The sequence below is a fragment of the Sulfitobacter sp. HI0040 genome, from assembly GCF_001634885.1.
Lineage (GTDB): Bacteria > Pseudomonadota > Alphaproteobacteria > Rhodobacterales > Rhodobacteraceae > Sulfitobacter.
Genome location: NZ_LWEX01000036.1, coordinates 1 through 23,966, shown reverse-complemented (window position 1 = coordinate 23,966; position 23,966 = coordinate 1). Strand labels below are relative to the sequence as shown.

22 protein-coding genes and 1 pseudogene are annotated in these 23,966 nt (G+C 61.5%); 11 read left to right on the top strand and 12 right to left on the bottom strand.

Annotated features, from left to right (window positions below; all coding sequences use genetic code 11):
- A partial coding sequence (locus A3728_RS03830; protein WP_067920424.1) for an IclR family transcriptional regulator occupies positions 1-543 on the top strand: 543 nt, incomplete at its 5' end.
- A 40-nt stretch (positions 544-583) separates the two neighbouring features.
- Here the strand turns inward: A3728_RS03830 and A3728_RS03825 are convergent.
- The 3 genes from A3728_RS03825 to A3728_RS03815 are packed head-to-tail and all read right to left on the bottom strand — an operon-like array spanning position 584 to position 4,229.
- On the bottom strand, positions 584-1,732 hold the full coding sequence (locus A3728_RS03825; RefSeq protein WP_067920421.1) for an acyl-CoA dehydrogenase family protein: 1,149 nt from the start codon (positions 1,730-1,732) through the stop codon (positions 584-586).
- Entirely contained in the window at positions 1,729-2,787 is a 1,059-nt protein-coding gene (locus A3728_RS03820) for an acyl-CoA dehydrogenase family protein (protein WP_067920420.1), read from the bottom strand. Before A3728_RS03820 ends, A3728_RS03825 begins: the two co-directional genes overlap by 4 nt.
- On the bottom strand, positions 2,787-4,229 hold the full coding sequence (locus tag A3728_RS03815) for an MmgE/PrpD family protein (RefSeq protein WP_236630406.1): 1,443 nt from the start codon (positions 4,227-4,229) through the stop codon (positions 2,787-2,789). Before A3728_RS03815 ends, A3728_RS03820 begins: the two co-directional genes overlap by 1 nt.
- A 502-nt stretch (positions 4,230-4,731) precedes the next feature.
- Between A3728_RS03815 and A3728_RS03810 the strand changes: the two genes are divergently transcribed.
- From A3728_RS03810 to A3728_RS03790, 5 genes are all read left to right on the top strand, one after another.
- On the top strand, positions 4,732-6,150 hold the full coding sequence (locus A3728_RS03810; protein ID WP_236630405.1) for a hypothetical protein: 1,419 nt from the start codon (positions 4,732-4,734) through the stop codon (positions 6,148-6,150).
- A gap of 131 nt (positions 6,151-6,281) precedes the next feature.
- Entirely contained in the window at positions 6,282-7,235 is a 954-nt protein-coding gene (locus A3728_RS03805; RefSeq protein WP_236630404.1) for a CoA transferase subunit A, read from the top strand.
- Positions 7,232-7,999 carry a CoA-transferase gene (locus A3728_RS03800; RefSeq protein WP_067920412.1) on the top strand — a complete coding sequence of 256 codons (768 nt, stop codon included), beginning with the start codon at positions 7,232-7,234 and terminating at the stop codon, positions 7,997-7,999. Before A3728_RS03805 ends, A3728_RS03800 begins: the two co-directional genes overlap by 4 nt.
- 46 nt (positions 8,000-8,045) lie before the next feature.
- Entirely contained in the window at positions 8,046-9,017 is a 972-nt protein-coding gene (locus A3728_RS03795) for a TAXI family TRAP transporter solute-binding subunit (RefSeq protein WP_067920409.1), read from the top strand.
- An 89-nt stretch (positions 9,018-9,106) separates the two neighbouring features.
- Positions 9,107-11,050, top strand: coding sequence for a TRAP transporter permease (locus A3728_RS03790; RefSeq protein ID WP_236630403.1), 1,944 nt, complete (start codon positions 9,107-9,109; stop codon positions 11,048-11,050).
- Positions 11,051-11,133: 83 nt separating this feature from the next.
- Here the strand turns inward: A3728_RS03790 and A3728_RS03785 are convergent, their stop codons facing one another.
- From A3728_RS03785 to A3728_RS03760, 6 genes are read right to left on the bottom strand one after another with little or no spacing between them, the layout of a single operon-like run.
- Positions 11,134-11,538: a Zn-ribbon domain-containing OB-fold protein gene (locus A3728_RS03785; protein ID WP_043753026.1), complete on the bottom strand. Its 405-nt coding sequence runs from the start codon at positions 11,536-11,538 to the stop codon at positions 11,134-11,136.
- 4 nt (positions 11,539-11,542) lie between these two features.
- Positions 11,543-12,715, bottom strand: a complete 1,173-nt coding sequence (locus A3728_RS03780) for an acetyl-CoA acetyltransferase (RefSeq protein ID WP_067920408.1) — start codon at positions 12,713-12,715, stop codon at positions 11,543-11,545.
- Positions 12,716-12,762: 47 nt separating this feature from the next.
- Entirely contained in the window at positions 12,763-13,905 is a 1,143-nt protein-coding gene (locus A3728_RS03775; protein ID WP_067920406.1) for an acyl-CoA dehydrogenase family protein, read from the bottom strand.
- On the bottom strand, positions 13,902-14,339 hold the full coding sequence (locus A3728_RS03770) for a MaoC/PaaZ C-terminal domain-containing protein (RefSeq protein WP_048534163.1): 438 nt from the start codon (positions 14,337-14,339) through the stop codon (positions 13,902-13,904). Before A3728_RS03770 ends, A3728_RS03775 begins: the two co-directional genes overlap by 4 nt.
- A gap of 59 nt (positions 14,340-14,398) precedes the next feature.
- Positions 14,399-15,070: an acetate--CoA ligase family protein gene (locus A3728_RS03765; protein WP_067920404.1), complete on the bottom strand. Its 672-nt coding sequence runs from the start codon at positions 15,068-15,070 to the stop codon at positions 14,399-14,401.
- Positions 15,067-16,458: an acetate--CoA ligase family protein gene (locus A3728_RS03760; RefSeq protein WP_067920426.1), complete on the bottom strand. Its 1,392-nt coding sequence runs from the start codon at positions 16,456-16,458 to the stop codon at positions 15,067-15,069. Before A3728_RS03760 ends, A3728_RS03765 begins: the two co-directional genes overlap by 4 nt.
- Positions 16,459-16,644: 186 nt before the next feature.
- On the opposite strand from A3728_RS03760, the gene A3728_RS03755 reads away from it, so the two are divergent.
- From A3728_RS03755 to A3728_RS03740, 4 genes are all read left to right on the top strand, one after another.
- Positions 16,645-17,853, top strand: a complete 1,209-nt coding sequence (locus A3728_RS03755; RefSeq protein ID WP_067920402.1) for a CaiB/BaiF CoA transferase family protein — start codon at positions 16,645-16,647, stop codon at positions 17,851-17,853.
- 30 nt (positions 17,854-17,883) lie between these two features.
- Positions 17,884-19,050, top strand: a complete 1,167-nt coding sequence (locus tag A3728_RS03750; protein WP_067920400.1) for an acyl-CoA dehydrogenase family protein — start codon at positions 17,884-17,886, stop codon at positions 19,048-19,050.
- Between the two features lie 23 nt (positions 19,051-19,073).
- The gene (locus A3728_RS03745; protein WP_330220258.1) at positions 19,074-21,188 is read left to right on the top strand and encodes an acetate--CoA ligase family protein; all 2,115 of its coding nucleotides are present in this window, start codon (positions 19,074-19,076) and stop codon (positions 21,186-21,188) included.
- Positions 21,189-21,331: 143 nt separating this feature from the next.
- Positions 21,332-22,135: an IclR family transcriptional regulator gene (locus tag A3728_RS03740; RefSeq protein ID WP_067920396.1), complete on the top strand. Its 804-nt coding sequence runs from the start codon at positions 21,332-21,334 to the stop codon at positions 22,133-22,135.
- 340 nt (positions 22,136-22,475) lie between these two features.
- On the opposite strand, the gene tnpB is transcribed toward A3728_RS03740, so the two are convergent.
- Together tnpB and tnpA are read right to left on the bottom strand one after the other, a co-directional pair.
- A complete protein-coding gene (tnpB, locus tag A3728_RS03735; RefSeq protein WP_067920393.1) occupies positions 22,476-22,781 on the bottom strand; it encodes an IS66 family insertion sequence element accessory protein TnpB in 306 nt (101 codons plus the stop codon).
- Positions 22,775-23,182, bottom strand: coding sequence for an IS66-like element accessory protein TnpA (gene tnpA / locus A3728_RS03730; protein ID WP_067920391.1), 408 nt, complete (start codon positions 23,180-23,182; stop codon positions 22,775-22,777). Before tnpA ends, tnpB begins: the two co-directional genes overlap by 7 nt.
- 127 nt (positions 23,183-23,309) lie before the next feature.
- Between tnpA and A3728_RS23625 the strand changes: the two genes are divergently transcribed.
- Complete coding sequence (locus tag A3728_RS23625; RefSeq protein ID WP_067920390.1) at positions 23,310-23,504, top strand: TRAP transporter large permease subunit; 195 nt, start codon at positions 23,310-23,312, stop codon at positions 23,502-23,504.
- Between the two features lie 274 nt (positions 23,505-23,778).
- On the opposite strand, the pseudogene A3728_RS03720 reads toward A3728_RS23625, so the two are convergent.
- Positions 23,779-23,966, bottom strand: a pseudogene (locus A3728_RS03720) (IS110 family transposase); the annotation flags it as partial.

The following is a 23,966-nucleotide window of genomic DNA, read 5'->3' as shown; positions in this document are numbered from 1 at the left end:
CCGTTCGAATCGGTCCTGCGCGGGGTGATGAATGATGTGGTTAACCAGACCAGTGAAACCATCCTGTTTGCAGTCCGGGACGGCGAGAAAGTCATTTATTCGTCGGTCATCGAAAGCCCCCAGCCCGTTCGGTATGTCGCCCAACAGGGGATCAACCGGCCATTGTTCTGTTCGGCATCGGGGCTGGTCATGCTGGCCTTTGACACGCAGCAGGAACTGGACGATTATTTTCGGCGCACTGAATTAAAGCCGCTGACGCCTAATTCGATCACCGATGAAAATGAACTGCGCGGGCTAATTTCGGAGATTCGCAAAACCGGGTATTCCAGTACAGCTGGAACCGCGCATGTAGATGCAGCGGGGTTCGGGGTTCCGGTCTTTCGCGCCGACGGACACTTGGCAGGGGCATTGGTGATTGGTGCTCCTCTGGAGCGCGCCAAGCGTAATAAGAAGCGATATGTTGCCGCTGCCAAAACGGCCGCTGAACAGCTCTCCCGAGCACTCGGCTATCGTCCGGAATTTGAGGAAACCGGCCGGCACTAGACGTGTGCCGCCCGCCGTTGTTGTCATTCCGCAGGCGGGATCATCTCAGTCCGAGTCCCCGCGCAATGATACCGCGAAGAATTTCGCGTGTGCCGCCGCGCAACGAAAACGACGGAACGGCGAGTTCCGTATACGCCAGAACAGCCGCATAGCTATCGCTCCCGCCAGGCACCGCCGGGCGCGACACAAGACTTCGGGCCAGGCGCGGAATGTCCTGTTCGAAAAGCGCTCCCAGATCCTTAACAATGGCAGCCTGAAGTGACGGGTTCTCTCCTTCGTTCAACATTCCGGCCACCGATCGTGACATCTGCCGCAGCACCATCAGATGCGCGGACAAACGGCCAATCTCGGCCTGCTGCGCTTCGGTTGCGTCGTCGCGCAGCAATCGGATCAGTTCCTCGATCAGGGCAAACGACGACAGGAACCGCTCGGGGCCGCTGCGCTCGAACGCCAGTTCGCTCATGACCTGTGACCAGCCCTCGCCCTTTCCGCCCAGCAGCGCATCGGAGGGCAAAAAGGTATCGTCGAATACCACCTGGTTGAAATGATGCTCACCGCCCAAGTCGATGATCGGGGTGATCTGAATGTTGTCGGTGGCCTTGAGATCGACCAGAAATTGGCTCATCCCGCCGTGGCGGTCGTCGCTCTTGCCGGTGCGGCAGAACAGGATCATGTAATCGGCGACATGCGCATAGGTCGTCCAGACCTTCGTGCCGTTGATCCGGAACCCCCCGTCGACCTCGGTGGCCATCGTGCGCGTCGCCGCCAGGTCCGAGCCGGAATCCGGCTCGCTCATCCCGATGCAGAAACACAGTTCGCCCGCGGCGATGCGCGGTACGATCCGGCGTTTCTGATCATCGGTGCCCTTGGCAAGTATGAGCGGACCGCTCTGCCGATCTGCGATCCAGTGCGAAATCACCGGGGCACCGGCGGCCAGCAGCTCTTCGGACACGACATAGCGCTCCAACGCATTGCGCGCGTGGCCGCCGTATTCCTTGGGAAAGGTCATGCCGACCCAACCGCGCTGTGCGAGCTTTCGTGAAAAATCGCGGCTGAACCCATTCCACGATTTCGCGCGCTTTTCGGGGGGGAAATCGGCCAGCTCTTCGGCCAGGAACGTGCGGACCTCCTGCCGGAGGTCGTCAAAATCGGTACCGGGCGGGGGTGGCGAAAAGGCGGTGAGTGTCATGCCGGGGCCCCTTTTGCCGCGCTGTCGGTGATGAAATGCCAGAACGTGTCGTGGGGGCTCGACAGGGCGGCGCGCCCAAGTTCCCTGGTCCAGTCAAGCTCGGTACCGAAGTCGTCACGCCATCCCCAGATCCGTTTGGTGAAATGATGAAGCGTGTGTTCCTGCGTATAACCGATGGCCCCGTGAATCTGGTGGGCCAGGGCCCCGACCTTCTCCGCCGCTTCTCCGGCGCGGGCCTTGGCGGCGGCAACGGTCAGCGCAAAGGCCGGTGTGTCATAGCTGCCGGCCGCCATTTCGGCGGCCGTGCGCGAGGCAGCGGTTTCCCCGGCCATGGTCGCCAGATTGTGCTGGATCGCCTGAAACTTGCCGATTGGCCGTCCGAACTGCACCCGGTCGTTGGCGTATTGAATGCTCATCTCCAGGATGGTCTCCATCGCGCCGGCGGTGGCAAGACTGCGGATAAGAGCGCCGAGCCGGCGCATCCCGCCCATGGGTCGTGGTAGGGGCACCGCATCGGTCTCTGCCAGGGTATGATCGAGCTTGATGTCATCGCGCGGCATCCCGGCGAGATCCTGCGCCGGGGCAAAGCTCAGAACCTTCACCGGCAGGGACAGGACGTGATCGGTACCGTCCAGGACGGCAATGGTCACGATCCGGTTCGCCCAGCGGGCAAAGGGCACCAGTGTCAGATGCCCGCTCGCATGGACCCTCTTGCCGCGCCGTTCCAATCGCAGGGCTTCGCCTTCGGCGATGGTCAGCCTGCCACCGGGAAGGGCCATATTCGCGGTCGCCAGCACTGCATTTGCGATCAGGGTTTCAGCCAGAGGCAAGGGGAGGCCATGCGCCCCGGCAATACGCAAAAGCCCGAGCGCCTCGGCGGGTGGCACGCCGAAACCGCCTGCGTTTTCTGGCACCAGTGCCATGGTTAACCCTGCCTCCTCGATCTGCGTCCAGAGGGCCTCGGGACAATGTCCCGAGGCGGCTTTTTCGCGCAGACGGTGGGTGACATGGTCGCGGAACAGTCGCTCTGCCATGTCATGAATCATTGATTCCATCAAACGGTCCTTTCAGACGGTGTTTGATCGGCGCTGGACATTTTCTTCTCGGGCTTGTCCTGCCGAGCATGGTCTTTTTGCCTACCGGGGGCCGCCGCCTCTCGCAGTGGCGGCAGATGCAACCGCATGCGCAGATCCCGGCGGAACGCACTGGCAGAGGGCGCCGCGCCCCCGTCCCTGCGATATTTCGCGAGGCAATCGGCGATTTTGTCGCCGATCGCAGCAGGGGTTGCCGGATCCGAGGGTGAGCCGGGGTGCGCCGCGACCGAGATTTCGGCCAAGGTTACGTTCCCTTTGCGCAGGCGGACATGGACCGTACCATGGTCCACGCCGACGTAATCCCGTCCCGATTCCGGCGTTGTTTGGATACTGATCATGTCCATAAGTCGGCGCACCGCAGGCCGATGGGGGCTGTCCCCTTCGAAATCCACCAGACCGACCCGGTCCTGATGCAGCGCCACAGCGAGCGTATAGGCGGCGCAGAACTTGGCCTGCATCCCATCTTTGGGGTCTGTCACATGCAACGGGACCATGACGCTTTCGGGCACTGTCATTTCGATCACCGATCCTTGGGGCACCGCCTCGCCGCCGCGTTCGGCGTGAAGGTGCCGCCCGGCGGCGATCATCCTGTGGGTGAGGTAGCAGCAGGGATACAGCTTGCGGGACACCGTGCCCAGGTCGATCCACGGTTCCACCGCTGCGGGGTCGGCCGCAATCCCGTCCGGGCCGGCATATAGATCGAAGAAGCCGCGCGCCGCAAAGATATCCGGGGCGCCTGTGATGCCGGCCTCAGCCATCCGGGCGGCCCGCAATCCGACAAGGGCGGCGTTTCCGGCCTGGATCGGTTTCGCCATGGCGCCGAAATTGATCTGCATCCCCCCGGCCAGCGACGCCGCGAGGGACAGAGCGTTGCGAACCGCGTCGTCGCCGAGCCCAAGCTGATGCGCGACCGCTGCCGCCGATGCCAGAACCCCGATGGTCGACGTTGCGTGCCAGCCCTTGTTGTAGTGGTCAAAACCCAGGATCTGACCGAGCGCGACATTGACGGCTGTTCCGACCGCAAGCGCAGGGGCAATGCGATCGACCGTATCCGGCCGGACATCCGCAATGGCCAGCAGCGCCGGCACGATCACAACACTGGGATGAGTGACGCTGACCGTGTGGACATCGTCAAAATCGAGCGCATGCCCGGCAACCGCGTTCAGGAACGCGGCCTGTTCGGGGCTGCCACCTTCAGTATCCCCCGCTGGGACTGCCGGTCCACCCGCGTCGAGCGCGGCCAGCCGGCGAACCACCGGCTCATGCCACCCGCCATAGATGGCGGCTATGGTATCCTCAACGCAAAGCGCGGCCTGCTCGGCGTCCGCATCGCTCAGCCGGTGCGGCGCGGCAACGAACCGCGACAAACGGGTGGTGAAATCGCTGACCATCTTGTCCTTCACTGCACTGCACATTGCCTGATAAAGGAAGACGCAATCAACTCTCGGCGCTACACTTTCGCACATATGTGTTGGAACAGGATTTTCGTATTGTGATACTTGCGGCAGTTGGACATTCTGGATGTCGAACTTCCACCCGTATCGGCGCTGAATCGGAAATTGACCCTGACCAGTAAAGCTTCGGAAAGAATGGCAAATCTGGCTGAGGGTGGTGGCGTATAAGGTCCAGAGGACAAGCGCGCGATTGCGAAGAGATGTTTCGAGGTGCCGTCGTGTCATTTTTCGCCAGACGATGTATCCTCGAAGACCAAAGAAAAATGCGGTCGGCTCCGACGAGAGTTGTTTCGTGCCATTCCCGCGTTCACGAGATCGACGCCCTGCGTGTCACAGCTTGTAGGGGTGCAATAGTCGACCTCGCATTTGCTCCGCGTTCTTGCCTTGAGCGACCTCAGTTGCCGTCGCCTCGCAGACATGAGGGACGCTTTCGGAACGGTGGGGCGAGTTGTTGTCCAATAAATCCGTGAAGCCTTCCGCCACGCGCATTACTGCCCTATGTCTGCTGATTTGTCTCGGCGCTGCCATCGTGCAGGGCGTTTTCTCCTCCAGCATTGCGTCCATTGCAGCCGTGCCGTTCTTCGGACTCTATCTCGTTATTGCATCTCGCTATATCGCCCGCATCGGATGGGTACTGCTTTTCTTTTCCCTCGCGATTGCCCTTCTGGCGCTGGCAGACGGGATCCGAGCCGGCATCTTTGTCGAAGCGGCCGGGCGTGTCGTGTTCCTGTCCGCGCTGCTCACGGCTGTCGCCTTCCTGCGCATCGCGGCCACCCAAGACCCGATCGTCGAGGTTGCCGGTGAATTCCTGACACTGCAGCCGCCGACCCGTCGCTACGCCTCTCTGGGTGCGGGCGGGCATCTGTTCGGGGTGCTTCTAAATCTCGGCGGGCTTGGGGTGATGCTGGAGATCATAATGAAAGGGCTGGCGGCGCATCGGCACGAGATGGACGAATTCGTGTTCCAGGCTCGCAAGCGCAGGATGGTGAGCGCCTGTATGCGGGGGTTTTCCTCGATCGCTTTCTGGACGCCGTTCGGAATCGCTCTCAATCTGATGATTCTCACAATTCCGGGGCTCGAATGGACGAAGCTAGCGCCTTACGGGATTGCTCTGGCCGGGATTCTGTTTCTTCTGGGATGGCTGTTCGACACGGTGGAATGGTGGCGCCCGCCCTCGGCGCGCGGCCGGGCACCGGCCCTGACCGGTGACTTGCCGGACTGGAGCCGCTGGGCCGTACTGATCGTGTCCGGGCATGTGCTTTTTTTGGGCGCCGCCGTGGTCACGCTGGACCGGTTGACCCAGTACAGTTTCCAGACCGTCCTGATCACCATCGTGCCGATCTATGCGCTGCTCTGGTCGGTTATGCGCAGCGGCAGTGACAGCCTTGCCGGTATATCGCGCCGGTTTGTGGCCCAGGCACCGGGTTTCGCGACCGAAATGAGCGTCATCGCATCGGCGGGATTCATTGGTCTTATCGCATTGGAAGTCGCCCCAGTCGAATGGATTGCCGACCATTTGGGCTGGATGGCCACGCGGCCGGTCACGACTGTTGTGCTGTTGATCATGACGGTGTTTCTGACGGGGCTGCTGGGCGTGCATCCGATGATCTCGGTGGTCCTGCTGGCAGAGGTGGTCAACCGCGTCGGCGTGGAAGGATTGTCGCCGCTTGCTCTGGGCCTTGCGCTGGCTGGTGGCTGGAGCAGCATCATCTGCATGGGACCGGCCATCACGGCGGTGGTCTACGCCTCTTCCATCGTGGGCGAGCGGCCGCTGACCATCGGCTTGCGGTGGAACGGGATCTTCGGTGTTGCGAGCATCCTCCTCATCACGCTCATCGTTGGCGGCGGTGTCGCGGCAGGGTGGTTCTGACCGGACTCAATTGCCTGTCAGGAACCGGGCGCAAGCATTTCCACATATGTGTTCGATCAGGCTTTGCGCCAGCCGGAAGGTGATGGACCCCATGCCGTCAACTAAGATGGGTCAGCGCAATCACTATCGGAGTGGCACGCCCAACGATGGAAGGCCAAGCGAAACCCACACGTCGCAGCAAGGTCACAGGCCTGCAAGACGCAGCCCGGCTGGCACGAGGCGCTTTGGAAGGACGCCCCGAGCTTTGTCTCGGTGGTCTGTTCAAGCAAAGCCGCCCTGTCGCACTGGTGCGCGCGTTGCTGGCCACGGGCGCAGATGGTCTGCATGTGTATTCCTCGCCGGGCGCGGGGTATGATGTCGACCTGATGATTGCGGCAGGCGCGGTCGCACAGGTCTTTATTCCCGGCGTTACGCTGGAAAACCGGCTTTGCCCGAACTTCCGCCGCGCGGTCGAGGCAGGGCAGGTGACCGCGCACGCGCTGGATGCGCTGACCGTGGTGGGCGGGCTGATGGCGTCGGCTCATGGCGTGCCGTTCCAGCCAATCGACGCGCTGCGCGGATCGGACGTTCTGAAGCACAACCCGCTTTTGCAGGAAATCGACTGCCCGTTCTCCGGCCGCCGTATTCACGCCGTCGGGCCGATCCGCCCCAGAGTGACGTTCTTGCACGCGCAGGAAGCCGACCGTTGGGGAAACCTGCGCCATCTCAGCACGATGGTCTACGCCGATCAGCTGATGGCACGCGCGTCTGACATGGTCATTGCCAGCGTGGACCGGATCGTGCCGGACGAGGTCGTTCTGGACGATCCCTCGCGGGTTACCGTGCCGTCTCATTATGTCGACGCTGTGGTCGAGGTGCCCTATGGCGCGCACCCAACGGCGAGCTTTCCCAACTATGCGATGGACGAGGAACATATTGATGCCTACGCCGATCTGGGGGATGCCGCCCGGACCGGCGACAGCACGGGGCTGGACGCCTATATCACCCGCCACCTGACCGAGCCGAAAAACCAGAGCGACTACATCGAAGCGGTCGGGGGAACCGGGTATTTCGCCGTGCTCGAAGCCGAGGCACGGAACGAATGAGTGCAGCGGTTTCCCCAATTGAACAGATGGTTGTCGTGTTGGCCCGCGATCTGGCCGACGGAGAACTGGGTGCGGCGGGTGCAGCTGCGTTGGTGCCGATGGCGGCCATTGCGCTAGCCCGCGAGCTGCATGCACCGAACCTGACGGTCGGCGGCGAGATGTTCTTCAACCCCGAGCCGGGTCGTTTGTATCCGTCGATGCTGGACGATCGTGCGCTCGGCCGCTGCGAGGCCGCCGAGACCTTTGTCGAGTTGTTCGGCCACAGCCATCACGGGCTGGATTTTTTCTTTCACAGTGGCCTGCAGCACGATGTGTACGGCAACATCAACCTGCACCACGTCGGCGGCACACTGCACGCACCAAAGATGCGCGGGCCGGGAGCGGCGAACCTGTCATACTGCCACACCTCGTCGCGGTATTACATTTGCCCCACCGTGCACACGGCGCGAAACTTTGTGGAAACGGTCGATTTCATTACAATACCCGGACATCTGTCCGGGCCTGCCGCGAAACGCGACGCCGGGTTGGTCAATGAAGGGCCGCGCCTGGTGGTGACGCCGCGAGCGGTTATGGAATTCGACAAGACGACGCTGCGAATGCAACTGAAATCGGTGCATGGGGGCAATACGCCCAAAGAGGTCCAGCGTCATACGGGGTTCGATCTGGCGATCAGAGGCGAGGTGCCGCAAACGCGGCCACCAACGGAGGAAGAATTGCGCGTTCTGAGAGAGCGGATCGACATATCGGGGGCCTTGCGTGCTTGAGCGGCCGGGCTGACGATTCTTTTATAGTCAAAAACGGGAGGATAAAATGTTCCAACACAAGTTGACCGGGTTCCGGGCGGCGATGGGTGCTATTGCGGCTGTGGGGGCGATGGCCCTTGGCGGCGCGGCATCTGCCAAGGATCTCACGATGGGCACGACCAGCCCGACGTCGAGCCATTTCACCATTTCGGTTGCGATGAGCAAGGCAATCGAGACCGGTATGGAAGGCACCAATGTCAGCGTGATCGAAACCGGGGCCAGCGTGGACAATGTGCTGCGGCTGGCGCGCGACGAGATCGACCTTGGGCTTGCCACCACCGACATTCTGATCTCCGCCAGAAACGGGACCGGCAAGTTCGAAGGTAACGCAATCCCAGATACGGTTGCGCTTTATCCTTACAGCGCTTCGATCCTGCTGATCGCGGTCACCGACGAGTCTGGTGTGACGACGCTGGACGAACTGGACGGGAAGAAGTTCAATCCCGGCATCCGCGGATCGGCGGCCGAGACGTTGACGACCGGTGTCCTGTCGATGTTCGATATCAACGCGGACCTGGTGCATGGCGCCGTTGGGGACGCGGTGGAAGGCATCAAGAACCGCCAAATCGTCGGTTACAGCAAATATGGGGCCGCAGACTCCGTCGATGCAAGTCTGCAGGAATTGATGACCAGCACCAAGATGCGCTTGATCGGCTTTACCGAAGAGCAGGAGAAAGCGGCGACAGGGGCTATGGAGGGCGTCGGTTTCACAACTCTTCCGGCAGAACTCATTCCCGGCTCCGAAGCAATGCGCGTTCCGAAGCTCAACGTTTTCTTTCTGACCCGCACCGGTGTCATGGATGACCAGACCGCCTACGACATCGCTCGCAGCATCCACCAGAACATGAGCCTGCTGACCGAAGCCTGGCCACAACTGGCGGACTATGACATTGCCGCCGATGCCGTCGCCACGATGGAGGCAGGAATTACCTATCATCCAGGTGCGGAACGTTACTGGAGAGAGGCGGCCGGAAGCTGACCGGAATCGCGGGCCGTCACGACGGCGGCCATAGGCTGATCCAGACGGGGTGCTGCGGGCACCCCGCCGTTACCGCTCTCGGAGAGAACATGACGCAGACATCGACCGCAATACCCAATTGGGAACGGCGCGGAGAGCAGGCGCTTGGCGTATTGTTCGCCGCATTCGTCGCGCTGCATTTCTATAATGCCCTCTTCGGACAGTTCGAACCGCTGGTTCAGCGACCGATTTTTGTCGGTTTTGGAATCGGCTGCGCGTTTTTTCTCTATGCGGCGCGGGCCTCGCGCACCGGCGCGCGAAGCGGGCTGGAACGGGCCGTGGACATCACACTCGGCCTGCTGGCTTTCGCGGTTTGCCTCTATGTAATCGTGAACCGGGATCGCTTTTCGGATATCATGGTGCGCTACGGGCCGCTCGACAAGGCGGCCGGTCTGTTGGCTGTTCTGCTGACTCTTGAAGCGGCGCGCCGGGTGATCGGCTGGTTCCTGCCGCTGCTGGCGCTTTGCACTGTGATCTATTTTTATTTCGGCCATGATCTGATCGAAGGGGCCTGGCGCCCACCGCGTGTGTCGGCCCGTACGGCGGTCGAGACTTTCTACAGCTCGACTACTGGCCTCTTTGGCTACCTTGCGGATATCGGGGCTCGGGTCATCGTGATCTATGTGCTTCTGGGGGCGCTCCTGCTGTCGACCGGGGCAACGGATGCTTTCATGAAAATGGCAACGTGGATCGCCGGTCGAACGTATGGCGGCCCGGCAAAGGTCTGTGCCCTGTCATCGGCGATGTTCGGGACGGTGACCGGCTCGGCGGTGGCCAATGTCATGGCGACCGGGTCGATCACAATCCCCACGATGAAGCGACTGCGCTATCCGCCGGCCTTTGCCGGGGCGGTTGAGGCAGTCGCCTCCTCCGCCGGCCAGCTTACGCCGCCGGTGATGGGGGCGGCGGCTTTTATCATGGCCGAGTTCCTGGCCATTCCCTATACCGATATCGTCATCGCGGCGATCGGTCCGGCGTTTCTCTATTACCTTGCGGTATGGTTCGGCGTGGATCTCTATGCCCGCCGCACAGGGCTTCAGCCGACACCAAGGAGCGAAATGCCCGAACCGGCGGAATTCCTTGCGGCGGACAAGTCGATCCCGCTGTTCCTTCCCATCGCGGCGATGGTCTATTTCCTTTTCAACGGTTACACGCCAAGCTATGCGGGGGCGGGTGCGATCATCGTGCTGATCGTGGCCTGTGGTCTGGTGCGTCCCTTCGCACGCGACGGAAAAAAGCAGGGTGTGCTGGCCTGTTGGGCCAAGCTGGCCCGCGACATCTATGAGGGGATGGTTGAAGCAGGGCGGGCGCTGGTGATGATCGCGGCGCTGCTTGCCTGCGCCGCCATCGTCGTCAAGGTTCTGACGGCGACGGGTGCCGGGGTCAAAGTCTCGAACCTGTTGTTCTCTGTGTCCGGTCAGGGGTTGATCGTGGCCCTGTTGCTGGCGGCGGTGCTGGCGATCCTGCTGGGCATGGACGTGCCGACGACGGCCTCCTATGTGCTGGCGGCGGCGATCGCCGCGCCCAGTCTCGTGCGGCTTGGCCTACCCGAACTGACGGCTCATCTTTTTGTCTTCTACTATGCGATCCTGTCGGCCATCACGCCACCGGTCTGCGCCAGTGTCTATGCCGCCGCCGCCCTGGCAGGGGCCAATTTCTGGCGGGTGGCGGGTCGCGCGCTGATGCTGGCCGGAGCGATCTATGTGGTGCCATTTCTGTTTGTGTTTCGGCCGGGCATACTGGCCCAGGGCGGCACGGGGCAAATCCTAATGGATATGGGCGTTGCCTCCGCCGCGGTTTTTGCCGTCAGCGTCGGCACAAGCGGCTGGTTTCGTGGAAAGGTGCCGGTCATCGGCCGGTTGCTGTTCCTGTCGGCTGCCGCCTTGCTGTTTTACGCCGCGCCTGCGGCCGACATCATTGGCGGGCTGGCGCTGGCCGGACTCTTGGCGTGGCGGTTTCTGCACGGAGCACCGCAGCCCGGCCGCGCCGGGTGACCTCCGAAAAGGGAAGAGCCACCGCAGATACCCTCTGCGGCGGCTCTCCCACATTCGACCCCGAAGTGGCTATGCCACTGGCCTCAGGTCAATTTGAAGTAGGGAAAAGTCACTTCGTCGTTTGCCTTGACGAACGTCACTTCCACCTTGGCCCCGATATGAACCTTCTCGGGATCGCCGGTCTGGATCCGGCTCATCATCCGGGGGCCTTCCTCCAGTTCAATCAATGCCACGACATATGGCACGTCATCAGCGAATGCCGGCCCAGCCGGACGGCGCGCGATGGTGAAGGTATGCACCTCGCCTCGCCCGCTGACGGTATCGAAGTCGAGATTGTCGGAATGGCAATGCGGGCAAACGGATCGCGGATAGAAATGATGCTTGCCGCAATCGCCGCAGAGCGGGATGTCGAGGCGGCCCTGGCGCGCGGCCTCCCAGTAGGGGGTGCTGTCATGGTCGATTACCGGAAGCGGTTTTTCTGTGCTCATCGGTTCAGTCCTTTTGCAAAATCACGGTCGCGCCAGAGGACAGCGTGCCCCCGGTTCCGTGTACCAGCGCGGTCTCGGCGCCCTTGACCTGGCGTTCGCCGACCTCGTCGCGAAGCTGCCGGACCGCCTCAATCAGCAAGAACATTCCGAACATGCCCGGATGCAGCGCCGAAAGGCCGCCGCCACTGGTGTTCATTGGGAACGCTCCGCCCGGTGCAGTGCGCTGGCCCGACACGAAATCCCCGCCCTCGCCAATCTTGCAGAAGCCGAGAGCCTCGAGCGAGAGCAGCACGGTGATGGTAAAGCTGTCATAGATCTCGACTACGTCGATATCCGTATGGCTCACCCCGGCCATTTTCATTGCGCGTTCCCCGGCTTTTTGCGCGGGAAGCAGGCGGGCGAGGTCCGGCATTTCGCTGATGGCCCAGTGGGTATGCGCCTCGCCATAGCCCTTGACCGCAACGGGCCGGGTATTGAGGTCCTTGGCACGTTCGGCGGTGGTCATGACGATGGCACCGGCTCCGTCGGTGACCAGGCAGCAATCGAGCAGGTGCAGCGGCTCGGAGATCATGGTGCTGGACAGTACGTCGTCGATCGACAGCGGATCGCGCCGCGTCGCCTCGGGATTCAACTGTGCCCATTTCCGGGTCGCGACGGCGATTTCAGCGAGGTTTTCGGACGTGGTGCCGAATTCGTGCATGTGGCGCTGCGCGGCCATCGCATAGCCGCCCACAGGCGTGGGCATCCCAAAGGGTGTTTCATGTTGCATGGACAGGACCGAGGGCCGGCCCCCCAGGTTGCGGCTGCGCAGGGATTTCTGGTCTGAGCTGTAGACGATCAGCGCAACTTCGCAATAGCCTTCGCGAAGCGCCATGGCAGCATGTGCGACATGGGCCTCGAATGCCGAACCACCAATATTCGTGCCATCGACGAATATCGGCATGATGCCCAGATATTCGCCCAGCGTCACCGTGGCCAGTTGGCCGGGGCCGGGGACACCCCACATGCCGGCGGTCAGCAGGCCGTCGACATCGCTCAGTTTCAGTCCGGCTTCTTCGACGGCGGCTTTTGCCACCAACGCGGCATGACCAAGGACCGAAGCCTTTGTGACGAACTTGCCGTCCTCCAGCGGCGCATCGGCAACGCCGACGACCACCGGTTCTCGTCCGTTCTTCATATGCTCTTTCTCCTTCTTGTCGGGCTGTCCCGCTGCGCCCCGAACTGTCAGCCCGGGCGCATGGTCTTGGCGATGAGGGTGCGCTGAATCTGCGAGGTTCCGCCGCCGATGGTGCTTTGCATCCCTTCGCGGAAATACCGCTCCATATCTGCATCGGGCAGCATCGAGTGGCCACCCAAGATTTGCATCCCGTTGCGCGTCACCGTCTGCAGCGTCTCGGAGGCATAGAGCTTTGCCATTGAGACTTCTCGCATGCAGGGCGTCTTGGCTGCGGCCAGGCTAGCGGCGCGATAAACCAACAGCCGGGCGGCATCGACCTGGGTTTGCATGTCGGCCAGCATGTGGCGGATCACCTGAAAGTCGAAGATCGGCTTGTCGAACTGAATCCGTTCGTGGGCGTAGCGCAGAGCATCGTCTACCGCTGTCTGGGCATTGCCCACATAGGCGGCGGCCACGGCCACGCGTTCCAGCTCCAGATGGTCGGTGATGATCTTCCAGCCATCGTTTTCCGTGCCCAGCAGCGCATCGGCCGGCAGTTTCGCGTCGTCCACGAAAATCTCGGTGGTGCCGGTTGCGCGGCGCGCCATGGTCGGCAGTTTGCGGATGTCCAGACCTTCGGTGTCGTTGGGGATCAGGAAAACCGACAGCCCCTTGTGTTTGGGCGCGTCGGGGTCGGTCCGGGTCAGCATTGCAAGGATTGCGTTGTCGGCCGCAGCGCCCGAACACCACAGTTTCTGCCCGTTGACGACCCAGCCGTTGCCATCGCGCCGTGCGCGTGTCTTTGTCGATGCCGCATCCGACCCCGCGCCCGGTTCGGAAATAGAGATCGAAAAGCGGATGTCGCCATCGAGGAAGGGCTGGATGTACCGCTCTTTTTGCTCGGGCGTGCCGAATTTCTCAACATTCATCGCGGTGAACGTCGCCACCATCAACCCGGTCGAGAAGTCAAAGCCGTATTTGGCCAACCCTTCGCACATCAGGGCATAGTCCATGATGTCACCGCCAAGACCGCCGCTCTCTTCTGAAAACAGGATGCCGAGCCAGCCCTGCTTGGCCACTTTTTCATAGGCTTCGTAGGGGTATTCGCGCTCGCGGTCGCAATTGCGGATATAGTCTCGGCCGATCTCTTCCTCGACAAAACGCTCGACGGTCGCGCGCCACATCTCTTGCTCGGGTGTCAGAAAGTTCATGCGCTCTCTCCTTGTGTTTTGTCGCGCGACGCGTGGATTTTGGCCGGCTCTCCGGGGCGATCCAGACGCGACTTGCGGATCAACAGGCTGAACTCGCAGCGCAGGACCGTCTCGTCCCGCTGGTTGATGCCTTCCAGTTTGCTGGTCACGACACCGTGCTTTTTGTCATGGTCCTTCAGGTCGATGATTTCGGTTTGGGCCCAAAGGGTGTCGTTGATAAAAGTGGGCCGCAAAAAGCGCAGCTTGTCACAGCCATAGAAAGCGGCCAGCACAGAACTGTCGAAGGGGATCATCGCATTGACGATCGAGAACACGAGGCTGCCCTGCACGAGGCGCTGGCCATACAGAGACGATTTGGCGTGCTCGACGTTGGAGTGAAGTTCCAGCCAGTTTCCGGTCAACATGCAGAAATTGACGACATCGGTTTCGGTCATCGTCCGACCACTCGAAATGCCGGTCTGGCCAAGTGACAACTCTCCAAAAGGGTGACGTATCACGTTAATTTCTCCTGTTCGTCCGCGTTGGAAGACAAGACGATCAAGGCATCGGCGGCGACCAATCCCTTCCCGTCGGCCCGGACCATCACAGGGTTGATTTCAATTTCCGAGATCAGATCGGCGTTCTCGGCAAAGAAAACAGATATGCGTGAAATCAGGTCTGCCAGGGCACCTTTGTCGGCCGGTTCCGCGCCGCGTAATCCTGTCAGCAACCGCGCCCCCGGACCCGATCGCACCATGGCCTCGGCAGCTTGCGGCGTGGCGGGCGCAAGCCTGATTTCGGCGGCATCAATCAGTTCCACAAGGATGCCGCCAGGACCGGCCAGAACGATCGGACCAAAGGTGTCGTCGCGTTTGCAGCCGATGATCCATTCTGCCACGGACCCTTCTTCCATTTCCTCGATCAGCGCCGTGCCGCCCGCAAAACGTTCCGCCATTTCCGCGGCGGCCTGTTTCGCCTCGTCAGGGGAAAGACCCAAACGGACGAGCCCGTGATCGGACTTATGCGGATAGTCATCGTGACACAGCTTGGCGACACAGCGCCCGTGGTCGGGGTCACGTCGGGGCACCGGGATTCCAATCCGTTGCAGCAGATCCTTCGCATCGGCCTCGTGGATAACCGTGCGCCCGGCACGCTGCCAGTTTTCCAGCGTTTCTCTTTGGGTCATGCAACTTCTCCTGTCGCGACCGCGAGTGCGGCAAGGCCCGATGCCGCCCGAGCGGGCGAATCATAGACAGGAACGGCTCGTTCGCGCAGCGCCTCGCCCGAGGCATTGCTGCGCGCCGAACCGGTCCAGACGATCAAGATTGGCTTGTCTGTGTTGTCGAACGCCTCCGCCAAGGCCTCGATGAACTGCTGATCTGGCACAAATGTGATAATTGCGATGGCAATATCCACGCCCGGATCGGCGGTAACGGCCTCCAGACAGCGTCCGACATATGTTGGATTCGCCAAAACCACACCGGTCAGATCGACCGGGTTTGTCACTGACCCAAAAAAGGGCACATAGCGCGACAGCGCCGTCTGCGTCGTTTCATCCAGCACCGGAACTTCGAAGCCCGCGCTTTCGGCCAGGTCGGTCATTTCGACCCCAAGCCCGCCGGTGACAGAAATGATCCCGACCCTGTTTCCGGCCGGTCGCCGCCCCGCGGCGAGCGCCGTTACGGCATCGACGGCTGCCACGGACTCACGGGCACGGATGACACCGGTTTCGCGAAAGACCGCGCTGATCACCCGGTCGTCCCCGGCCATGGCGCCGGTATGAGATTGGACCGCGCGTGACCCGGCGCGGCTGCGCCCGCCCTTGACCGCGACGACATGCTTCCCCGCCCGGGTCAGCCGCTGGGCCGCTTCGGCAAAACGGCGTCCATCGCGCAGTTCCTCGACGTAGCAAAGAACAACCCGCGTCTGGGGGTCATTGCCCAGATAATCCAGCAGGTCCGCTGCGGTCAGGTCAGTTTCGTTGCCGCTGGAAACGATGGCGTTGATGCCCACGCCGCGTTCGCCCAGACGCAACGCCATAAGGCCCGCAAGTGCGCCGGACTGGGAAATCATGGCCACGGGACCAGGCCGAAGATCGTTGAACATCGGGCTGAAAGTCAGTTGCAGGTCCGACGCGGGGCGCACCACACCTTCGCAGTTCGGCCCAACCAGTCGAAAGGGCGCGTCTTGCATGATCCGGCGCAAGCGCTCTTCGTTTTCATGCCCATCTTCGCCGGCTTCGGAAAAGCCCGAGGTGACCCCGACCACGACCTTGACATCGAGCCTGGTGCAGGTCTCCAGAGCGTCCAGCGCGACCCCGACCGGCGTTGCCAGCACAACCACGTCGATCGGGCTGTCGATCTCGTCCAGGCTGCGCACAGCCGGAAGGCCTTCGATCTCGCCGCCTGAAGGGTTCACGGGGATGATCCTGCCGCTGTAACCGTTGCTCTTCAGCAGGGCCAAAACGGCCTGCCCCAACTTGCCCTTGGTGCGGGATGCGCCAACCACCGCGATGGTGCGCGGATCGAACAGCCCGTCCAGAGCTTGGCCAACCGTGGGGCGGGGTGTCGTCATTTGATTCGTGTTCGGCTCTGGCACACTTTCCTCCGTCAAGTGAAAAAACATTGGTCCCTTTCGGAGATCTAACGGCTGTTCGATTATTCTCGCAATAGATTCCGGTTCCGAGCAGACTGAGGCTTTCAGAGCCGCAAACTAGGGCTTGACGTCGGAAAATTCACAGAACGAGGCAGATACGTGAAAATGGATAATGGACCACTGAGCGATCTCAGGGTGATTGAAATGGGGCATGTGATCGCCGCGCCGATGTGCGGCGCTCTGCTCTCGGATTTCGGCGCTGACGTGATCAAGATCGAACGGCCGGGGCAGGGCGACATGCTGCGGGTTCTGAGCGCGCGGACCAGCGATGGCGTGGGCGCCTGGTGGAAGACCCTGGCACGAAACAAGCGTCTGATGGCGCTGGACTGGAAAAGTGAAGATGGCCGCGCCATTCTGCGGCGGCTGGTCGAAAACGCCCATGTGCTTATAGAGAACTTTCGACCCGGTGTTCTGGAACGGGCAGGGTTGGCCCCAGAGGTCCTGCATGAGTGGAACCCCGATCTGGTGATTGTACGGATATCGGGTTATGGCCAGACCGGACCGCGCGCCTCGTGGCCCGGATTTGGCCGCGCGGGTGAAGCAATGAGCGGGCTGGCCCACATAACAGGCTTCGCCGACAATGCACCGATGCACCCCGGCTTTCCCGCCGCGGATTCGACCACCGGCCTCATGGCGGCCTACGGCGCGATGATGGCGCTTCATGCGGTGCAGAACGGCAGCGCCCGGGGCCAGGTGGTCGATCTGGCGATATTCGAGCCGCTCTTGCGGTTGATCGACTACCACGTCCCGACCCGCACCGGCGCGGGACTGCCGGTCGATCGAAACGGACTTCAGTCACCCAATTCCTACGCTCCGGCGGGGGTGTTTCGCGCCAGGGACGGGAAATGGGTCACAATCAGCGCAGGCAGTGCCGCGACCGGGCGGCGGCTTCTGGAAGCCGCGGGCGGAAAGGAATGGGCGGAGCAGCCGCAGTTCCAGAGCCTCGACGGTTTTGCGGAACATATGGACGAGATCGTGGACCGGCTCGGGGCATTCGTGGCCCAGCATGACGCGCAGAAGGCGATCGACATCTTCCAGTCGCACGATGCCGTGGCGGCGATGATCTACGACGTCGATGACATCCTGGCAGATCCGCAGATCGCGGCGCGGGGCGACATCGTCGGGGTCGAGGGCGACGACACCAAGGTCGTCGGGCCGGTACCAAAGCTGGACAAGACGCCGGGGCGGCTGCGCTGGCTCGGGCGCCGCGAACTGGGTGCTGACACCCGGGCGATTTTACAAGAGCTCGCGTACGACACCGGGCAAATCGACACCCTAATCGAACAAGGCACTGTGGCCGAACCGGGCCGCTGAGCCGGGTCTGCAAGACGTGAGGAGAAAATCATGACCTATCAGATGACATCCGAACAGCAGGGAATCCGCGATGCGATCCTGCGGATCTGCGAGGAATTCGACGACGAGTTCTGGCTGACACGCGATCGCGTAGGCGGTTTCCCGCGAGAGCTGCATCAAAAGCTGGCCCGCGATGGCTGGCTGGGGATTGCAATCCCCGAAGAGTACGGAGGTGCCGGTCTTGGCATCGTCGATGCCGCGATCATGATGCAGGCCATTGCGGAATCCGGCGGCGGCAACAGCGCCGCATCGGCGATTCACATGAATATCTTCGGTCTGAACCCAGTCGTGAAATTTGGCACCGATGACCAGAAACAGAGATACCTTCCGCCTTTGGTGGCAGGCGACGAACGTGCGTGTTTCGGGGTGACCGAGCCGACAACCGGCCTGGACACCACCAAACTGAAAACACGCGCCGTGCGACAGGGTGACCGGTATGTGGTGCACGGCCAAAAGGTCTGGATTTCAACCGCTCAGGAGGCCGACAAGATCCTGTTGCTGGCGCGCACGACCCCGCTTGAGGACGTCAAGAAACCGACAGAAGGATTGAGCCTTTTTTACACCGACCTTGACCGATCTTTCGTCACCGTGCGCGAAATCGAAAAGATGGGCCGCAAATGTGTCGACTCGAACGAAATGTTCATCGACGGGCTTCCGATCCCCGCCGGGGATCTGATCGGCGAAGAAGGCCAGGGATTTCGTCAGATCCTGCACGGGCTGAACCCCGAACGGGTTCTGATTGCCGCTGAAGCAGTCGGAATCGGGCGGAATGCGCTTCGGCGCGCCGCGGATTACGCCAATGAGCGCGTGGTTTTTGGCAGACCAATCGGTCAGAATCAGGGTGTACAGCACCCCCTGGCCGCCAGCTGGGCGGAACTGGAGGCGGCCAACCTGATGGCGATGCACGCCGGCGCGCTCTACGACGCAGGCAAGCCCTGCGGAAATGAAGCCAACGCAGGAAAATATCTGGCCGCCGAAGCGGCGGTGAAGGCGACACAGACCGCGCAGCTGACCTTCGGCGGGTTCGGATACGCCAAGGAATACCATGTCGAGCGTCTTGTTCGCGAGGCCATCCTGTTCCGCATCGCGCCGGTCACCCCGCAGCTGGTGCTTTCGTTTATCGCGGAACATGCCCTCGGCCTGCCAAAATCCTACTAGTTTCGAACACCAAAGGAAGCCCCATGCGAACTCATGGAATGGACGCCATTTTCAAACCTCGCTCAGTAGCTGTGATTGGCGCCTCAAGCGATCCCAAGCGCATCGGCGGAAGGCCGGTGGATTTTCTCAAGCGGCACGGTTTCGACGGCCCGATCCTGCCTATCAACCCGAAATCGCCAGAGGTGCAGGGCCTGACGGCGTATCCGTCGATCTCGGAGGCACCCACGACACCGGACCTGGCCGTGATCGCGCTGCCCGCGCCGCTGGCCGTTCAGGCGGTCGAACAGTGCGCGGCCCAAGGTGTGCGGGGGGCGGTGATCTTCAGCTCGGGGTTCTCGGAGGTCGATGCCGACGGGGCCGCCCTTCAGGCGCGCATGGTCGACATCGCGCGCGAGGGCGGCATGCGGCTTGTGGGGCCGAACTGCCTTGGCATCGCGAATGTGCGCCACAACCTCTATGCGACATTCACGCCTGGGGTCGAAAAACACCTGCCAAAACCCGGCGGCGTGTCGATCGTCAGTCAAAGCGGCGCGTTCGGCTCGTATTGCATGACGCTCGTTCGAATGCGCGGACTTGGGGTCAATATCTGGGCGACGACTGGCAATTCCTGCGATGTCGATTTTGCTGATGCCGTGGCCTATTGCGCACAAGATGACGATACCCGCGTGATCATGGGATATCTCGAAGGGGCAACCGATCGCGACAGGCTGGTCGAGGCACTGGAGCTGGCGCGTGCCTGCGAAAAACCGGTGGTCATGATGAAGGTCGGGCGCAGTGCGGTCGGGGCAGAGGCCGCGCAATCGCATACCGCCTCATTGGCTGGGGCAGACGCGGTCTATGACGCGGCTTTCCGGCAGTACGGCGTTTACCGGGCGCAATCGGTCGATGAAATGTTCGATGTGACTTATGCCTGCGCCGAATCCGCGGCGATGATGCAGGGCGACCGGCTGGGCCTTGTGACAGTCTCGGGCGGGGTTGGGGTGCTGATGGCCGACGAAGCCGAAAAGCTGAAACTTGACGTGCCTGCGCTTCCCGATCATGCACAGAAAAAGCTGAAAGAGGTGCTGCCATTTGCCGGTGTCCGAAACCCGGTTGATGTGACGGCGCAGCTGGTCAATCAGATCGACCTTCTGGAAACCAACATGGATGTGTTGTTCGGCGATGGCGACATCGACGGAGCAATCATCTTCATGTCGACGGTCGGTCTGGTCGCCGACCTGAACGAAGCCATTCGAAGCGGTCTGGAGCGCATCCGCGCGAAATATCCCGGTCGGCCAATGCTGTTCTGTTCGCTGACAGAGCCAGAGGGTCGCGCCGCATATGAAAAGTCGGGGTTCATCGTGTTCGAGGAACCGACCCGCGCGGTCCGGGCGATGGCCGCGTTGCGCTATTTTGCCCGTTCCTTCGCGCGGGCAGGAGAAAAGGACCCGATCCCCGAACTGTCCAACCTGTCGCCGTTGCCGGACGGAATGGTTAACGAGATCGAGGCCAAGGCCCTGCTTGCAGAGGCCGGAATCGGGATCGTGCGCGAAACTCTGGCCACCACCCCCGAAGCGGCGGCCCAGGCAGCACAAGAAATGGGATTCCCGGTCGTGCTGAAGATTGCCTCGCCCGACATACTGCACAAATCCGACATCGGGGGCGTAGCGCTTGATTTGCATTCGGCCGAAGATGTCCGCTCTGCCGGGGCACGAATCCTGGACCTGGCGTCCGAGAAGATGCCCGGTGCGCGGATCGACGGACTGGTCGTGGCGGAACAGGCAGCACCTGGACTGGAGGCTATACTCGGCGTGACCCAGGACCCGGCTTTCGGCCCGGTGGTCATGTTCGGTCTGGGCGGGGTGTTTGTCGAGGCCCTCGAAGACGTGTCTTTCCGCGTCGCACCATTCGGACCTGCCGAGGCGCGCCGTATGATTGACGAAATCCGCAGCCGCAAACTGCTGGACGCATTCCGGGGCGCACCCGAGCGCGACCTCGACGCTCTCGCCAACGCCCTTGCCCGACTGTCTGCATTTGCCGCCCATCACGGGGCCGCGCTTGAGACTATTGATGTCAATCCATTGATCGTCGGGGCAAGCGGGCAGGGCGCCGTCGCCGCTGACGGTGTGATCATACCCGCCATGCGAGGAGACCACTGACAACCGGACCCGAAATCTTCCCTGATCCCCAAGTCGCTTGCGGCGTGCTCCCGGCGTTTTCTAACAGTTGACAGAATTCACAAGCGCGGCCATCCTTTCGCATGGAACGCTGTGCATATAACTGCACGCGGAGGGAGGAGATCATGGAAACCACGCAACAGATTTCAGCAAAATCAGGCGGCGATCACATTGTGAAATCGGTGGCGCGCACCTGTCAGACTTTGGTGTATTTCGATGAAGTTCGGCGACCGCTGTCGGTCGTGGAAGTATCCAAGGAACTGGGGTACCCGCAGTCAAGTACCTCGGCGCTGCTCAAAAGCTTGGTTAAGCTTGGATTTCTGACCCACGATGCCCGAAAGAAGAGCTATTTCCCCACCGAGCGCGTTCCGCTTTTGGGGTCATGGATGAATCCAGATCTGTTCGGCGAAGGCACGATCCACCGGCTGCTCAAGAAAATCTCGGAACGCACGCAGCATGTGGTGGTTCTGGCAACCAAGAACGGGGACGAAGCTGAGTACGTCCAAGTTATCCTTCCGAAAGATTCGCCGATCCACCACATATCGCTCGGGACACGTCGTCCGCTGGGGAACTCCGGTGTCGGGCGCGTTCTGATGAGTCGTTTCAGTGACGACGAAGTGCGCAGTTTGTTCCGCAAGATCAACGCCTATCGCGCGCCCGACAAACCGGCAGTGGACGTGAAAGCTTTCGTGGCCTCGTTGGCAGAAACCCGTGCCAAGGGCTATTACCTCTCAACCGATCAGGTGGTTCAGGGGAGCGGCTTGATTTCCATGCCGTTTCCTAACCACCTGAGTTCGCGGCTTTTTGCTGTCGGGGTTGGCGCTCCAACTGATGTAGTCTTGCGATCCGAAGCAGAGATCGTAGGGATCATGCGCGAAGAAATCGTTCGAAATCTGAAGAAGATGGATCAACAGTCCCTGACTTCCTGATCTTCTGCATCAGCCAGTGCCGTAACAAAATGGCCCGGCTTCGTGAAAACGGGACTTGGGGGTCGCGGACCAAACGCGCCACTTGCCGATTTCAGGGTCCATTTTCAGGTAGCCGAAATAGTCTCGTCGCGTCGGGCTCAAGGTTGAGCCTGACCGGCGGGGCGTCGTTAGCACCGGCATCCCCGAAGGCCGAGCGGTGTAGAATGCGCTGCCCAGAGCAGTGCGCCCATGGTTTCGGCCCGCCCCAAGAAGCAGAGGAGGCATTCTACGCAAGCTTGAACGCTGACGAAAAAGCAGCCTAACTATTGAACCAGAAACTCTCCGGTAAACCCGGGGCGGTTCAGTCCAGCCCGGCGAACAGCGCCTCGAACTGGGCGCGATTCAGGGTCATCGCACCATCCCGGATCGCACGCCAGGTGAAGGTGCTCTCCTCCAGCCGTTGGTAGGCCATGACGAGACCGCTGCCGTCCCAGAACAGGATCTTCATCCGGTCTGCACGCTTCGCCCGGAAGATAAAGACCGTCCCGGTGAACGGATCTTCGGTCAAGGTCGACTGCACCAAGGCTGCCAGTCCATCATGCCCCTTGCGGAAGTCTACCGGCTTCGTCGCCACCAGGATGCGGACCCCTTGAGACGGCATCAGCATGCAGGCGCTTCCAGAGCGCGCACGATCGCGGCGATCTGACCTGCCGACGTGTCAGAAGACAGCTCGATCCAGGTTGTTTCCTTGACGATCCGGATCACCTGCTGGGGCTTCGCGTCGGAAAGCTCGGGCGTCTCAGTCGGATCGCAAATGACCAGAGGCGCGAAGACCGGCTCTCCGAGTTCCGCCGGAGGAAGAACCAGCTGGCCCTGCTTTGCCAGACGCCGCCAAGCCGAGAGCTGGTTTGGGCGGATGTCATATCGCTCGGCAATCGCGTTCACGGTCGCTCCCGGCTCCAAAGTCTCTGCCACAGCGCGAGCCTTCACGTCGTCCGGCCAGCGCCGATGACCTGACCCGTAGATCTCGACGCCCAGAGATCTGAGAAACGAATTTGTCGCGCACATTGCGAAACGCACTCCCCATCATGAGATGGATATCACCTCGCAGTGCCGGAGCTCATCTACAACGTGGGGCGCAGCCGCCGCTTACTGTTGATCGGCAGGCCACGGAATCCTTTCTTTCGACCGTGGCATGATCGTGGGCACCGTGGCGGCGGCCGGAACGTTGTCGATCATGATCCCGCCCTCGGTTGTGATGATGGTTTACGGCATCATCACCGAAACCTCGATCGGCGGGCTGTTTATTGCCGGAATTCTGCCGGGGCTTGTTACCGCGCTCAGCTTTGCCGGAATCACGATGTTCTGGACGCGCTGTATCCGTTGCTGATGAAGCACGGCAAGCCTGAGTTCATCAGGTCCGACAACGTCCTATATCGGGAAGATTTGTCTGCTTAGGTCAGCAGGTCATGGGGCATCCGGTGTCCCGGATGCCCTGATATGGTTGCCCAGGCGGTCTCCGCCGTCAAGAAGCGGTCTCTCCCATAGCAAACACAGGGTACGCGCGATGGCGGCCCTCACCGTCCTTAAGACGAGATCCAAAATCCCAAGCGGAAGACCTGAACATTATCTACGAGGTCAGCGAACTGCCTCCACGGCTCTGATCAGACAAGGGTCCTTCCACCTGGGCTCACCCCCTCGAAGAAGGGGCGATAGGGTTCGCCGTGCTTGACCACGGCGTGTACGGTGCGCGCCATCTTGGCCGCGATTGCGGTGTAGGCCTTGCGGCGCAGATGGGCATTGTGTCGGTCTCCCGCGATGTAGCGTTCGAACTTGTCGCGGAAGCTGTTCG

Bases quoted from the DNA above. Each gene is read 5' to 3' on its own strand.
- A3728_RS03825 (WP_067920421.1), bottom strand. From the start codon at position 1,732: ATGACACTCACCGCCTTTTCGCCACCCCCGCCCGGTACCGATTTTGAC.
- A3728_RS03820 (WP_067920420.1), bottom strand. From the start codon at position 2,787: ATGGAATCAATGATTCATGACATGGCAGAGCGACTGTTCCGCGACCAT.
- A3728_RS03800 (WP_067920412.1), top strand. From the start codon at position 7,232: ATGAGTGCAGCGGTTTCCCCAATTGAACAGATGGTTGTCGTGTTGGCC.
- A3728_RS03795 (WP_067920409.1), top strand. From the start codon at position 8,046: ATGTTCCAACACAAGTTGACCGGGTTCCGGGCGGCGATGGGTGCTATT.
- A3728_RS03790 (WP_236630403.1), top strand. From the start codon at position 9,107: ATGACGCAGACATCGACCGCAATACCCAATTGGGAACGGCGCGGAGAG.
- A3728_RS03785 (WP_043753026.1), bottom strand. From the start codon at position 11,538: ATGAGCACAGAAAAACCGCTTCCGGTAATCGACCATGACAGCACCCCC.
- A3728_RS03780 (WP_067920408.1), bottom strand. From the start codon at position 12,715: ATGAAGAACGGACGAGAACCGGTGGTCGTCGGCGTTGCCGATGCGCCG.
- A3728_RS03775 (WP_067920406.1), bottom strand. From the start codon at position 13,905: ATGAACTTTCTGACACCCGAGCAAGAGATGTGGCGCGCGACCGTCGAG.
- A3728_RS03770 (WP_048534163.1), bottom strand. From the start codon at position 14,339: ATGACCGAAACCGATGTCGTCAATTTCTGCATGTTGACCGGAAACTGG.
- A3728_RS03765 (WP_067920404.1), bottom strand. From the start codon at position 15,070: ATGACCCAAAGAGAAACGCTGGAAAACTGGCAGCGTGCCGGGCGCACG.
- A3728_RS03760 (WP_067920426.1), bottom strand. From the start codon at position 16,458: ATGACGACACCCCGCCCCACGGTTGGCCAAGCTCTGGACGGGCTGTTC.
- A3728_RS03755 (WP_067920402.1), top strand. From the start codon at position 16,645: ATGGATAATGGACCACTGAGCGATCTCAGGGTGATTGAAATGGGGCAT.
- A3728_RS03750 (WP_067920400.1), top strand. From the start codon at position 17,884: ATGACCTATCAGATGACATCCGAACAGCAGGGAATCCGCGATGCGATC.
- A3728_RS03745 (WP_330220258.1), top strand. From the start codon at position 19,074: ATGCGAACTCATGGAATGGACGCCATTTTCAAACCTCGCTCAGTAGCT.
- A3728_RS03740 (WP_067920396.1), top strand. From the start codon at position 21,332: ATGGAAACCACGCAACAGATTTCAGCAAAATCAGGCGGCGATCACATT.
- tnpB (WP_067920393.1), bottom strand. From the start codon at position 22,781: ATGCTGATGCCGTCTCAAGGGGTCCGCATCCTGGTGGCGACGAAGCCG.
- tnpA (WP_067920391.1), bottom strand. From the start codon at position 23,182: ATGTGCGCGACAAATTCGTTTCTCAGATCTCTGGGCGTCGAGATCTAC.
- A3728_RS23625 (WP_067920390.1), top strand. From the start codon at position 23,310: ATGATCGTGGGCACCGTGGCGGCGGCCGGAACGTTGTCGATCATGATC.